We start from the raw sequence: 13,338 nt of genomic DNA on the forward strand, positions 1-13,338 counted from the left end.
CACGAGCGGGCCGGGCATGGTCTGGCCAGGCCGGTCAGCCACCCGGGCGCGCGGCCGTCCGCCCGGCGGCGCGTAGGAGTGGCGGACCGGCCGTCAGGAGGCCTGCTCGCAGTCGGGGAGCATGGCGCGCATGGTGAGCACGTCCTTGTAGTACTGCATCTTCCGCTGCACCCCGCCCTGCTTCTGGCGCAGGTCGGCGATCTGGGCCTCGACCTTCCGGTCGTGCTCCTCCAGCAGCGCGATGCGGTCGGCGATGGTGTGCTCGCCCTGCCGTACGAGCGCGGCGAAGCGCAGCATCTCGGCGATCGGCATGCCGGTGTCCCGGAGACAGCGGACCATGCCGAGCCAGCTCACGTCCTCCTCGGTGAAGCGCCGCTGGCCCGACGCGTTCCGGCCGATCGGCTCAAGCAGCCCGATCCGTTCGTAGTAACGAAGGGTGTCGAGGCTGAAACCGGTCTCCTCGACGACCTGCCCAGGTGTGTACACGGCCACGCCATTGATCCTGTCACAGCGGATGCCGTACCGCCGCGAACGATGGTGCCTGTAGGCGGTTCGCAAGCGAATCGCAAACAATTCCCCTTATAACAGGTGCTGTTCAACGCCTTTCCGAGGGACCATTCCCGGCGGGCGGCGCGTCCCGAGGGAGACAGTGAGACAGAGATGCCCGGCCTTCCCCGCCTAATCGCCGGCATGGCACTCGCCGCCGCCGTCCTGCCGATGGTCCCGATCTCGCCGGCCTCCGCCGCGCCGCTCCCGTGCCGTCCCGGCAGCGGCCCGAAACTGGCCGGGCGCGATCTCACCCGGGCCGCGCTGCCCGCCGACCTGTCCTGCGCCGACCTGCGCGGCGCCACGCTGGACGGGCTGTACGTACGCGTCCCGCTCGCCGGAGCCGACCTGCGGGGAGCGTCACTCAAGGGCACCCACCTCGGGAACGCCCAGATGGCCGGGGTCAGGCTGGGCAAGGCCGACCTGTCGGAGGCCGAGCTCTACTACGCGGACCTGCGGGGCGCGGACCTGCGCGGGGCGACGATGGACGACTCCTTGCCGTACGGCGCGCACCTGGAGGGGGCCGACCTCAGCGGGGCGACCCTGACACGGGCCAAGGCGTACTCGGCGCAGTTCGACGACGCCAAGCTGATCGGCACGGACCTCACCGACGCCGACGTCTACGGCGCCGACCTGCGCCGGGCCGACCTCACCCGGGTGAAGGCCCCGAAGGCCCGGCTCTACGGCGCCACCCTGATCAAGGCCGTGTTCCGGCGGGCGGACCTCCGGGACGCGCAGCTGTACCAGTCGGTGATGGACGGCGCCGACTTCCGGGGCGCCGACCTCGGCGGGGCCGACCTGCGGGACGTGCGCGGCGCCCGGCTGGCCGGGAGCACGGGCGTGCCGAAGGCCCTGCCCGCTCCCGGCGCGGCGTGCGAGCCGGGCGAGGGCCAGCACTACGCGGGGTGGGACCTGACCACGGTCACCGACTTCCCCGGCGACCTGAGCTGCGCCGACCTCACCGGCGCCAAGCTGGACGGCCTCAACCTGGGCAGCGTCAAGCTCAACCGGGCCATCCTGCGGAACGTCTCCGCGGCCGGGACGACCTTCCGCTCCCTCAAGGGCGCGGACCTGACCGGCGCGCACCTGCGACGGGCCGTGCTCGGCAGCGCGGACCTCACCGGGGCGAACCTGTCCCGGGCGGACCTCTCGGAGGCCGAGCTCAGCAGCTCCACCCTGACCGGGGCCACACTGACCGGCGCAGACCTTCGCGGGGCCGAGATGACCAGCGTCACGGCGGACCAGGCCGACTTCACCGCCGCGCGGATGGACCGAGCGCAGCTGGGCAGCGGCAGGCTCCGGGACGCGGTCTTCCGGAAAGCCACGCTGACCGACGCCAGCCTGCGGTCGGCCGAACTGCGCGGCGCGACCTTCCAGGACGCCGAGGTGACCGGCCTGGAGGTCGACTACGCGGAGGACGCCGACCTGTCCGGGTCGACCAGCAGGCTCGGCGCCGGCTGGTTCGTCTTCTTCGGCATCGCAGGCCTGGTCGTCTTCTGGCTCGTCCTCGGGCTGGTCGTCCGCGGAACCCGGCGGACGAAGGCCGTCAGGAAGCAGGCCGCGGAAACGGCCGTCCGGTTCGCGGACGCGCGGCACGTCCAGGAGGAGAACGTGACGCGACTCGGCGAGGAGATCGACACGGCGGCGGACAGAACCGGCGAGGTCGACTGGAACGCGGCCCTGGACGCCTACGACGCGGCGAAGGAGGCTCTGGCGACCGCCCACGACATGAGCGACCTGCAGGACGTCGAGACGATCGTGGCGCGCGGGCGGAAGGCCCTCACCCGCCGCCGGTGAAAGCGGCTTGCGCTGGAGTGCGCTCCAGGCGGCAGCCTGTTCGGCATGAGAATCGCTCTGGGGACGATCCCCTTCGGGACCACCGTGGACGAAGAGACCTCTTTCGCCATACTCGACCGCTTCGTCGAAGGCGGCGGAACGATCCTCGACACGGCCAACAACTATCCCTTCTGGCTGGACGGCGCGACCGGGGACGAGAGCGAGGCCACCATCGGCCGGTGGCTCGCCTCCCGCCGCAACCGGGACGCGGTGGTGATCAGCACCAAGTGCGGCGCCCGCCCGTCCGTGCCCGGCGCCCGTACGCTCGACGCCGCCGAGGGCCTGTCAGCCGGTGTCGTACGGGCCGCGATCGAGGGCAGCCTGCGGCGCCTCGGCACCGATCACGTGGACGTGTACTGGGCCCACGTCGACGACAGGGCGACGCCGCTGGAGGAGACGGTCGCCGCCTTCGACGAGGCGGTGCGGGCCGGCCAGGCCCGGGAGGTGGGCGCGAGCAACCACGCCACCTGGCGGCTGGAGCGGGCCCGCGCCCTGGCGGCGGCGCGCGGCGGCGCCCGGTACGGCCACGTGCAGCTCCGCCACTCCTATCTCCGTCCCCGCCCCGGCGTACGGCTGCCCGAGGGCGGCCACACCCTGGTCACCGAGGAGTTGCTCGACTACGTGCGCTCCGAGGGCGATCTGCGGCTGTGGGTCTACTCCTCGCTGCTGGCGGGCGCGTACACGGCCAAGCCGCTGCCCGAGCACTACGACCACCCCGGCACCACCCGGCGGCTGGCCGTGCTCGACGAGGTGGCGGGCGAGATCGGCGCGACGCGCAACCAGGTCGTGCTCGCCTGGCTGCGGGCGCAGGACATTCTCCCGATCGTCGGAGTCAGCTCCGTCGCCCAGCTGGAGGAGATCATGACCGACGTGAAGCTCGACGCCGACCTGCTCTCCCGCCTCGACGCCCCCGCCTGACAAGTAACCCCCGGCGGCGGTTTCCCACCGATCCCGCCGCCGGGCCGCTCAACCGGCCACCCCAAACCATCCGCCTCGGACGCCCGGTTGAACGAGCCTTGTCCATGGCCGTCGGCTTGCGCGGCCTGGACAAGGACGTGGTGGCCCAGCGGGCCGGGCGCGTGCTGGTCGCGGGGGTACGGCTCGGCGTCGTGAACGCCCTGGGGGCCGTGCCGGCGATGGTGCTCCCGGCCTCGTGACCGGCACGCTGTGTTACCGGCGTTTCGGCCTGCTCGCCGAGCGGCGGCTGCGCTCACACGGACCCGAGCTGCTGGACACCATGCGGACCGGCCGTAAGCCGCGGACGACGGTGAAGTCCCGCTTCGAGCAGTTACCCGGTCGCCGCCGCCTTCGTCCTGCTCGGGCTGGCGATGTACGGCACGGGCGCGTGGGTCGTCAAGCCGCAGGCCCCTCGATAAGGTCGTCCGCCATGTCGACGCATCCAGACGCGGGACTGGGACGGGACTTCGCGTGGCTGTGGGGGGCCTACGCGGTGAGCTCCCTGGGGACATGGCTGGCCCTGGACGCGTTTCCGCTGATCGCCATCCTGGCTCTGCACGCCGGCGCCGCGCAGGTGTCCCTGATCGCCGCGGCCGGCGGAGCGGCCGGCGCCCTGCTGGCCGTGCCGCTCGGCCCGTGGATGGAGTTCCGGAGGAAGCGGCGGCTCATGATCCGTGCCGACCTGGTCCGTTTCCTGACGCTGCTGACCGTGCCGGTCGCGTACGCCGCCGGCGTGCTGACGTACGCGCACCTGCTCGGCGTGGCCGTGGTCGTCGCGCTGGCCGACATCGTCTTCGTGGGGGCGAGCGGAGCCCACCTCAAGGCCCTCGTGCCCAAGAGCCACCTGATGGAGGCGAACGGCCGGTTCGAGACGGTCATGTGGACGTCGACCGCCGTCGGCCCACCGGCCGGCGGCGCGCTCATCGGGATTCTCGGGCCTGTCGTCACGATCGCCCTGAACGCGGCCAGCTACCTGCTGTCCGCGCTGGGCATCCGCGCGATCGCGGCTCCGGAGCCGGCTCCGCCCGCCCGCCGTACGGGCGCCTCGCGCCGGGCGGAGATCGCCGAGGGGTGGCGGACGATCGTCGCGGACCGCGGGCTGCGGGTCCTGTTCGCGAACACGGTGCTCGTCTCCGGGCTCATCATGGCGACGGCTCCGCCGCTGACCTTCCTGATGCTGCACGATCTCGGCCTGACTCCGCTGCAGTACGGGCTCGCCTTCGGCGTTCCCTGCCTGGGCGGCGTCCTGGGCTCCAGGATCTCCCGTCCGCTCGTCCGCAGGTTCGGGCAGCGGACGATGCTGCTGACGTTCGGCGTCGCGCGGGTGCCCTGGCTCCTCGGACTCGCGTTCACGGGAGCGGGCCCGGCCGGGCTGGCGCTGATCATGCTGGTCGAGTTCGGCCTGATCACCTGCATGGGCGTCTTCAACCCCGTCTTCGCCACCTACCGCCTCGAACGAATCGCGGACGGCAAGGTGGCGCGGGTCCTCACCGCCTGGACCATCACCTCACGGACGACGACCGCCGCGCTCACGGCCCTGTGGGGTGTCCTCGCCGGCCTCGCCGGCGCCCGTACCGCGATCGCGATCGGCGCGGTGCTGCTCGTCGCGACGGCCGCGATACTCCCGTGGCGTACGCCGTCCCACGACGCCACACCCGTCCTCGCCGCCTCGCCGGCCGACTGACGCCCGCCTTTTCCTCTTTGTCTGAACATTCGGTTACTTCCTGAGCTACCAGTGCGCTCGTGGTGCAATCGGGGCAAAATTGCAGACCAGCGCACGAGAACCGTGCGTACCGGCATTGGGGCGCACTTCCGGCGTGAGCTCTCGTCAAGGCAAGGAGGGCCGGTCGTGGCTCCGAGGTCCACGGGGACGACAGGCGCGGGGCCGCATCCGGCGACGGCGCCGCTGGGCGCGTCCCGCCGCAGATCGCAGGGGCCCGTACGGGGACGGCGCAGGCAGTGGGGGCACGACCGGCGCACCCAGGCGATGCCGATGGTGCCGCAGCCGGCCAGTGACCGGCGGATCGCCCTGGCCCGTCTGTCGATCATGCTGACCGTGACGGCCTGGCTGGCCTACCTCGTCACGTGGTTCTTCCAGGACTTCTTCGACCCGCGCTACTCCTCCGTGGTCGCGCGGTCCGAGGCGATCCTCTATCTGCTCATCGTCACGATGCTGACGATTTCCGCACTGGCCTATCTGATGGCCCGGCTCGGCTTCTTCTATCGCACCCGCAGTCATCACCGGGCGAGCCGGGCCATTCTGGACCAGTTCTTCGAGACCACGCGGCCGACGCTCACCACGATCATCCCCTCCTACCAGGAGGAGGCCCGGGTCATCCGGACGACGATCCTCTCGGCGGCGCTGCAGGAGTATCCGGACAAACGCGTCGTCCTGCTGATCGACGATCCGTACGTGCCCAAGACGGCCAAGGCGCGGGAACAGTTGCTCGCGGCGCGGGAGCTGCCCGGCCAGATCATGCGGCTGCTGGCCGCCCCGGCGGCGCGCTTCACGCACGCGCTGGAGACGTTCGAACGTTCTCTGGAACGTGACACAACGCCCGACGCCGGTGCGGTGATCACACTCGCGGGCCACTACGACGCGGCCGCGAACTGGCTGGAACACCTGGCCATGGACCAGGAGATCACCGACCACACCGACGCGTTCTTCGCCAACGAGGTCGTGCTCCGCCTGGCGGACTCCCTCCGGGAGATCGTCTCGGCCCTGCGCGCCTCTGCGATGGAGAACGCCGTACTGGACGGGGCGCAGATCCGGCGGCTGTACCGGCGACTGGTCTGGATCTTCCGCGTGCAGGTCACCAGCTTCGAGCGCAAGCGGTACGTCTCGCTGTCGCACGAGCCCAACAAGGCCATGAACCTCAACAGCTACATGGGCCTGCTGGGCGGCACGTACCGCGAGGTGCGCACGGTCAGCGGCCTCGCGCTGGTGCCGTCGAGCCCGGAGACCGGCCAGGTGCGCATCCCCGACCCCGACTACGTGGTCACCCTGGACGCCGACAGCGTGCTGCTGCCCGAATACTGCCTGCGCCTGGTCCACCTGCTGGAGCAGAGCGAATACCGCACCATGGCCATCGCCCAGACGCCCTACAGCGCGTTCCCGGGCTCGGCCACCCGGCTGGAGCGCATCGCCGGCGCCACCACCGACCTGCAGCACATCGTGCACCAGGGGCTGACGTACTACGACGCCACCTTCTGGGTGGGCGCCAACGCCGTCATCCGCAAACGGGCCCTGGACGACATCCGCGAGACCTCCTACATCGGCGACTGGGAGATCCGCCACTACATCAAGGACCGGACCGTCATCGAGGACACCGAGTCGACGATCGACATGGGGGTCCACGGCTGGCGCCTGCTCAACTACCCCGAACGGCTCAGCTACAGCGCGACCCCGCCCGACTTCGGCTCGCTCGCCATCCAGCGGCAGCGGTGGGCCAACGGCGGGCTGCTCATCATCCCCAAGCTGTTCCGCCAGTCGCGGGCCCGCCGGGAGAACGGGGAACGCACCCGGTTCAGCGAACTGTTCCTGCGCTGGAACTACATGGCGTCCATCTCGTGGAGCTCGGCCAGCCTGTTGATCCTGCTCGCGTTCCCGTTCAACTCGACGCTGATCAGCCCGCTGCTCGGGCTGATCGCTCTGCCGTACTTCGTGGCGATGGCCGGCGATCTGCGGTACTGCGGTTACAAACGCCTCGACGTGTTCCGCATCTACGGCTTCAACCTGGTCCTGCTGCCGGTGAACCTGGCCGGCACGCTCTCCTCCATCGTGCAGGGGATCACCGCGTCGAAGGCCGCGTTCGCCCGTACGCCGAAGGTGCACGACCGCACGGTCGCGCCGCCCACCTTCGTCGTGACGCCGTACCTGCTGGCCGGGCTGGCGGGCTACACCTTCTACACGGCCTACCAGCACCACCTCGTGGTGAACATGGCGTACGCCGGACTGAACGTCACCCTCGCCTGCTACGCCATCGTGGCCTTCATCGGGCTGCGCAACTCCGTGGTCGACGCGTGGATCCACGGGACCGGGCTGCTCTACCGGCCGGCGGAGAAGCGGCGGCGTTTCCGGCGTGCGAAGCGGGGCGTCCAGCCGGCCAGGCAGGAGACCGACTGGCGGTCGGTCCTGGAGGTGGGCTTCACCGAGCAGCCGAAGGCGCCGGCCTTCGCGGGCTGGGCGGCCGAGTCCGCCGCCGTGGCCCCACCGGTGGGGGCGCCGGGTGGTCCCGTCGAGGTTCCCCCCGACGCGCCCGCCGCGGGCGGGGGCGGGCAACCGGGCCGGAGGCTGTCGTTCCTCCGGGTGCTCGCCGCCGTCACGCTCGTGGCGGGATGCGGGTACGGCGGATACGTCGGCGTCCAGGCGAAGCTCGACACCGTCGGGGTGGTCCCCGGCCAGACCTGGTTCGCGCCGTACGTCGACGTCACCCTGACCCCGACCTACCAGTTCCAGAACCCGCAGGCCAACCCGGCCCGGCAAACCGTGCTGGGCTTCGTGGTCGCCGACCCGGCGATCCCCTGCGTGCCGAGCTGGGGAGGCGTCTACCGGCTGGCCCAGGCCGACCGGTCGCTCGACATCGGCTCGCGCGTCGCGCAGATCCGGCAGAACGGCGGACAGGCCATCGTGTCCTTCGGCGGCCAGCGCAACACCGCCCTCGACGTCGGCTGCACGTCCGTCACCAGGCTCACCACGGCCTACCAGTACGTGATCGACCAGTATCACCTCACCGCCATCGACCTCGACATCGAGGGCCCCGCGCTCGACGACACGCAGGCCCGGGAGCGCCGCGCGGCGGCCGTCGCCGCGCTGCAGAAGGCGGCCGACACCGCGAAGCGCAAGCTCAACGTCTGGCTGACCCTCCCGGTCGACACGTCGGGGCTGCAGGACAACGCCCTCTCGGCCGTCTCCGCCATGCTCCGCAACCACGTGTCCATCACCGGGATCAACGTCATGACCATGGACTTCGGCCATGCGGTGAGCGACGGGAACGGCCTGCTGCCGTCGGTGAAGGACGCGCTCAACGCCACCCACACGCAACTGGCCGACCTACTGCCCCGCTACGGCGTCCGCCTGACCTCCGCGCAGATCTGGCAGCGCATCGGCGCCACCGTGATGATCGGCCAGAACGACGTCCAGGCCCAGCGCTTCACCGTGGCCGACGCCCAGGGCCTCAAGACCTTCGCGAGCGGCACCGGACTCGGCCGGATCTCCATGTGGTCGCTCAACCGGGACCGCCAGTGCGGCGCCTCGTTCGCCGAAAGCGGCGTGCTGTCGAACACCTGCAGCGGCACGGCGCAGAAGGACCTCGGGTTCTCCGAGATCTTCGGCCAGTTGAAGGGCCAGGAATCGGTGCAGCCCCCGGGCGCGAAGGTCCAGGCCGTCTCCCCCGACAAGGACCCGGCGCACGCGCCGTTCCCGCGGTGGTCGCCCAGCGCCTCGTACCGGCGGGGCTACAAGGTGGTGCAGGACGGGCAGATCTATCAGGCCAAGTGGTACAACGCCGGGCAGGACCCGGCGGCGCAACTCCAGTATTCCTGGCAGTCGCCGTGGGAACTGCTGGGCCCGGTCCTGCCCGGAAGCCGTGGGCCCGTCATCATCCGCCTGACCCGCGAGAAGTTTCCAGCCTGGGACCTGCAGACCCTCTACAAGCCCGGCACCCGGGTCCTTCACCGAGGCCTGCCGTACCAGGCCAAATGGGTCAACCAGGGCGTCAGCCCCGCCGCCGGCCTGTCCGGCGACACCCCGGATTCCCCCTGGAAGCCCCTCTTCCGAATCGCCGGCGAACCAGTCAACTGAACACTCTCGTACGACACCCAGGGGCGGAGGCGGTTTCCGTGCTCCGCGCCGACGCTCCCAGAGGGCTCGATCCCATCGGGGATCGGTCTGCTTGGGGTGCCCCGTCCGAAGGAGATGGGACCAGCCTTCAGCCACGCGGCGATCAGCGAACCGCACTGTCCACGGATTCGGCGTGGGACGCCATCACCCCGGCCCGCCATCACGAACTCTCAACTGGACGAGGGACCTCGGAACCGTCGCCAGGGAAGGGACCCCGCAGTTCCCGGGCCAGTTCCGGATCACTCCACACCACAGCAGTCGATCGCCAGGCCGTCAACGCCCGCGCGAACGGGAGCGGCTCTCCCGTGTCCGCTCCGGCGATCAGATGGCTGAGCAGCTCACTCACGCAGGCCGGACGCCTCGGCCTTCGCCTGATCGGCCTCACCGCCATCAGCGCCATGGAGGCCCCGCCCTCCGCCGCCTGACCATGGCACCTGGACTGGCCCGCCTACCATCCGCCCCGTACGGCAGGCGGTCCCTGGCTCGAAGGACTTGACAGGCAGTGAGAGCTGAATACTATTAGTGATGCGTAGCCCACTCGGGGTTACGAAGTGAAGCCGGGTTAACCTCCGCAGGTGGTGGCCCGGCTTTCGCGTGTTCAGAGGTCATACAGGCTCACAGCCCACGTATGAAAGGACTTCCCCCAAGCCGATAGTTCTGGGGTCCTCGCCTCGCGCAAGTGCCCTCGCCGTACTGCTCACCACTACGTCGGCCGCCCAGAGGAGAGGCTCCTTCGCGACTGCGGCATGCCCGTACTCGAAACGTGGCGGCCGACCAGCCAGACCGCCCAGAACCCGGCGGTCGTGTCTGTCCTGATTCACCTCACGCTCCGCAAGCACGACGGAGCGAACCTGAGGCGACAGTTCTTGTACCAGCCAGGTGAGGGCCCTGGCACGGGCCGCCTCTTTGCGCTTGGGTCGATCGAAGCGACATCCCTATATCCTCGCCGTGATCGGTAGAGACCGAACCTCTCGGATCATCTCAGTGCGGGTTCGCTCGTCTTCCTGGCACCAGTGCGGCGTCCGTGCAGTTGGGACCACGGAGCACAACCGGCTGCGGACCTCCTCACTCAGAGCAGGAGTGGCGAGCACGAGTCCGATCACGTACAAACGCGCATCGGTGTGGATCGACTCGTCGATGAACCCGGCCGTGGCCAATCCAGAGAAATGCATAGAGTAATCATGCCGCAACTCTCAGGAGTCGACGCGCCTTCAGGGTGTACAGCCCCCGCTACTTCGGCTTCGGGCCCCACGTTCTTGAGAATGCATGAGCAGGCGCCTAGCGAAGGTGGTCGGAGAGGTAGCGGCGGACGAGGCGTTTGCATTCGGCGATGAGGTCGGGGTCGCCGTCCGGGTGGGCGCGGAAGGCCAGCTTGAGCACGGCGTCGGCGGCCTCGACGGCGACCACGAAGGCGCGGGACAGGCCGTCGCCCGGCACGACGCCGAGCACCTCCACCGTCATCGAGCGCAGCCGGTCGGCCACGATCACGTTGTTCTCCAGGGCCTCGTCCAGCATCCGCTGGGTGCCGGGCAGGGCCGGGCCGCCGGGGGCGGCGAGCACCTCACCGAAGTCCACCACCCCGAAACCGGGCATGGTGCGCTTCATCCGGACGAACTCGTCGATGCCGAGGTCGACCGCGCCGGCCCAGTCGGAGAGGCGCGCGTCCGCCAGCAGGGTCGCCATCCGGTCGAGGTACGCCTCCAGGTTCCGCAGCGCGAGCGCGCGGACCAGGCTCTGCTTGTCCGTGAAGAACTGGTAGAAGGTGCCGATCGGCACCCCGGCCCGGCGGGCGACCTCCTTGGTCGTCAGCGCCTCGTACCCCACCTCGTCGAGCAGCCCGGCGCACTCGTCCAGCATGCGCTCCACGCGCTCCTGGCTGCGGCGCTGGGCGGGCCGCCGGCGCAACGTTCCCCCTGTGGTCATGACGCCATTGTCTCCCGCCCACCGGACGGCTACGTTAACGCGAGTAACACTCATGATAACGGGAGACGGCATGTTCCTGTGGGGTACGGCGACGGCGTCCTACCAGATCGAGGGGGCCGTCGCGGAGGACGGCCGGGGCCCCTCCGTCTGGGACACCTTCTCCCATACGCCACACAAAACGCGTGACGGACACACCGGAGACGTGGCCTGCGACCACTATCACCGGTACGCCGAGGACGTCGCCCTGATGGCCGGCCTCGGGGTCGGCGCCTACCGGTTCTCGATCTCCTGGCCGCGGGTCCTGCCGACCGGTCGGGGCCGGGTCAACCAGGCCGGGCTGGACTTCTACGACCGTCTCGTGGACGCGCTCCACGAGAAGGGGATCACCCCGGTCCCGACGCTCTTCCACTGGGACCTGCCGCAGGCGCTGGAGGACGAGGGCGGCTGGCTCGACCGCGACACGTCCCGCTATTTCGCCGACTACGCCGCCGTCGTGGCGGACCGGCTCGCCGACCGGGTCTCCATGTGGATCACGCTGAACGAGCCGTTCGTCCACATGGTGTACGGATACGCCCTCGGCATGCACGCCCCCGGCAGGACGCTCATGCTCGGCGCGCTGCCCGTGGCCCACCACCAGCTGCTCGGCCACGGCCTGGCCACGCAGGCGCTGCGCGCGGCCGGAGCGCGCGACGTGCTCATCACGAACAACTGCACGCCCGTCTGGCCCGCCTCCGATTCCGAGCAGGACCTCGCCGCCGCCGAGGCGTACGACATCCTGCACAACCGGCTGTTCAACGACCCGGTCCTCACCGGCGCCTACCCCGACCTGTCGGCGTACGGCGTCGAGCTGCCCGTGAAGTCAGGCGACCTGGAGACGATCGCCCAGCCGCTCGACGGCCTGGGGGTCAACTACTACATGCCGACGCGGATCTCCGGCGCCGGCGGGGGCGACCTGCCGTTCGAGTTCGAGCCGATCTCCGGTTATCCCATGACGGCCTTCGGCTGGCCCGTCGTCCCCGGCGGCCTGCGCGAACTGCTCGAATCCCTCACCGTCCGGTACGGCGACGCGCTCCCGCCCGTCTACGTCACCGAGAACGGCTGCTCGTACGACGGCCTGGACGACCAGGAGCGGATCGCCTACCTCGACGGCCACATCCGGGCGATGCGGGAGGCGGACGCGGACGTGCGCGGCTACTTCGTCTGGTCGCTGCTGGACAACTTCGAGTGGGCCGAGGGCTACCACCAGCGGTTCGGCCTGGTCCACGTCGACTTCCAGACCCAGAGGCGTACCCCGAAGGCGTCCTACCACTGGTTCGCGGACTACCTGAAGGATCAGAGCACCGACACGTGAACGTGGTCGTAGTGGTTGGCGGTGATCCCTCCGCGGTCGGACATCATCCGCCACCCGGCCCCGGTGCGCATGTCGTAGAAGCGCTGCTGCCAGATGATGTACATGATCCCGTACTGGCTCGCGTGCTGGATGCACCACTGGGCGAGGGCGTCGCCCCGCTCCTTGGCCACCGCGTCGGGCATGCGGCCGCCGCTGCTCATCATGAAGTCGCAGGCCCGGCCCTTGCCGTGCTCCCCCGGGTCGCCCGGCCGCAGGCAGCCGACGCTGAACGGCATCGGGAACTGCGACATGATCGCATTGCGGACGGTGACCATGCGCTGGGTCAGGCCGCTGCCGGCGTCGGGGGTCTGGAAGCCGTACTTCGCCATCAGGGTCTCGATCTGGCGCCGCTTCGCCTTCAGCTCCTTGATGTGGCGCTGCAGCTTGTCGATCTCGCCGTCGGCGTCGCGGGCCGCCTTCCGCTGCTTGGCGACCAGCTCCCTGAGGCCGTTCAGCCGCTCCGACTTCGCGTCGCCCAGGTAGGCCAGAGTCGACAGCGAGCTCAGGTCGCCCGACACCGAGAAGAGCTGTGAGGCGTCCATGCCGCCGCTCATGTAGGAGGTCTGGGCGAACCCGGTGACCGCCCGCTGGGCCGCGAGCAGGTCCACCTTCAGCTTCCCGACCTTGGCGGACGCCTTCTTGGCGGCCAGCTCCGCGTCCTCCAGGCTGAGGATCTCCCCGCGGTACTCCTTCTGCAGCGCGGCGGCCTCCTTCGTCAGCTTGGCCAGTTTGGCCTGCTGGCCGGGCTCGGCCGAGGCGGTGAACACGCCCGAGACAGAGGGTGCGGCGAGGAGAGCGGTGGTCACCACCGCCAGCCTGGCCCAGCGTCCCGACCGCACGTCGA

General features: G+C 70.2%; 9 protein-coding genes. 6 read left to right on the forward strand and 3 right to left on the reverse strand.

Annotated features, from left to right (window positions below; all coding sequences use genetic code 11):
* Positions 1 to 93 precede the first annotated feature (93 nt).
* The gene (locus F5972_RS21750; RefSeq protein WP_117408441.1) at positions 94 to 492 is read right to left on the reverse strand and encodes a MerR family transcriptional regulator; all 399 of its coding nucleotides are present in this window, start codon (positions 490 to 492) and stop codon (positions 94 to 96) included.
* Between the two features lie 198 nt (positions 493 to 690).
* On the opposite strand from F5972_RS21750, the gene F5972_RS21755 reads away from it, so the two are divergent.
* The 5 genes from F5972_RS21755 to F5972_RS21770 all read left to right on the forward strand — a co-directional run bounded on the left by F5972_RS21755 (position 691) and on the right by F5972_RS21770 (position 9,142).
* The gene (locus F5972_RS21755) at positions 691 to 2,343 is read left to right on the forward strand and encodes a pentapeptide repeat-containing protein (RefSeq protein WP_191910255.1); all 1,653 of its coding nucleotides are present in this window, start codon (positions 691 to 693) and stop codon (positions 2,341 to 2,343) included.
* A gap of 45 nt (positions 2,344 to 2,388) precedes the next feature.
* On the forward strand, positions 2,389 to 3,300 hold the full coding sequence (locus F5972_RS21760) for an aldo/keto reductase (protein WP_150935412.1): 912 nt from the start codon (positions 2,389 to 2,391) through the stop codon (positions 3,298 to 3,300).
* 104 nt (positions 3,301 to 3,404) lie between these two features.
* The gene (locus F5972_RS38915) at positions 3,405 to 3,539 is read left to right on the forward strand and encodes a hypothetical protein (protein ID WP_263641849.1); all 135 of its coding nucleotides are present in this window, start codon (positions 3,405 to 3,407) and stop codon (positions 3,537 to 3,539) included.
* 230 nt (positions 3,540 to 3,769) lie between these two features.
* Positions 3,770 to 5,023, forward strand: a complete 1,254-nt coding sequence (locus F5972_RS21765; protein WP_150935413.1) for an MFS transporter — start codon at positions 3,770 to 3,772, stop codon at positions 5,021 to 5,023.
* A gap of 165 nt (positions 5,024 to 5,188) precedes the next feature.
* A complete protein-coding gene (locus F5972_RS21770) occupies positions 5,189 to 9,142 on the forward strand; it encodes a glycosyltransferase family 2 protein (protein WP_150935414.1) in 3,954 nt (1,317 codons plus the stop codon).
* A gap of 1,317 nt (positions 9,143 to 10,459) precedes the next feature.
* Here F5972_RS21770 and F5972_RS21775 read toward each other — a convergent pair.
* On the reverse strand, positions 10,460 to 11,104 hold the full coding sequence (locus tag F5972_RS21775; protein WP_150935415.1) for a TetR family transcriptional regulator: 645 nt from the start codon (positions 11,102 to 11,104) through the stop codon (positions 10,460 to 10,462).
* Between the two features lie 70 nt (positions 11,105 to 11,174).
* On the opposite strand from F5972_RS21775, the gene F5972_RS21780 reads away from it, so the two are divergent.
* The gene (locus tag F5972_RS21780; RefSeq protein WP_150935416.1) at positions 11,175 to 12,455 is read left to right on the forward strand and encodes a GH1 family beta-glucosidase; all 1,281 of its coding nucleotides are present in this window, start codon (positions 11,175 to 11,177) and stop codon (positions 12,453 to 12,455) included.
* On the opposite strand, the gene F5972_RS21785 is transcribed toward F5972_RS21780, so the two are convergent.
* Positions 12,437 to 13,333, reverse strand: coding sequence for a coiled-coil domain-containing protein (locus tag F5972_RS21785; RefSeq protein WP_150935417.1), 897 nt, complete (start codon positions 13,331 to 13,333; stop codon positions 12,437 to 12,439). The genes F5972_RS21780 and F5972_RS21785 overlap by 19 nt on opposite strands.
* Positions 13,334 to 13,338 lie beyond the last annotated feature (5 nt).

The organism is Microbispora cellulosiformans (genome assembly GCF_008728085.1).
Lineage (GTDB): Bacteria > Actinomycetota > Actinomycetes > Streptosporangiales > Streptosporangiaceae > Microbispora > Microbispora amethystogenes.

What these genes read in the sequence shown, in the direction of transcription:
- F5972_RS21765 (WP_150935413.1), top strand. Translation starts at nt 3,770, where the DNA reads ATGTCGACGCATCCAGACGCGGGACTGGGACGGGACTTCGCGTGGCTG.
- F5972_RS21780 (WP_150935416.1), top strand. Translation starts at nt 11,175, where the DNA reads ATGTTCCTGTGGGGTACGGCGACGGCGTCCTACCAGATCGAGGGGGCC.
- F5972_RS21775 (WP_150935415.1), bottom strand. Translation starts at nt 11,104, where the DNA reads ATGACCACAGGGGGAACGTTGCGCCGGCGGCCCGCCCAGCGCCGCAGC.
- F5972_RS38915 (WP_263641849.1), top strand. Translation starts at nt 3,405, where the DNA reads ATGGCCGTCGGCTTGCGCGGCCTGGACAAGGACGTGGTGGCCCAGCGG.
- F5972_RS21755 (WP_191910255.1), top strand. Translation starts at nt 691, where the DNA reads ATGGCACTCGCCGCCGCCGTCCTGCCGATGGTCCCGATCTCGCCGGCC.
- F5972_RS21760 (WP_150935412.1), top strand. Translation starts at nt 2,389, where the DNA reads ATGAGAATCGCTCTGGGGACGATCCCCTTCGGGACCACCGTGGACGAA.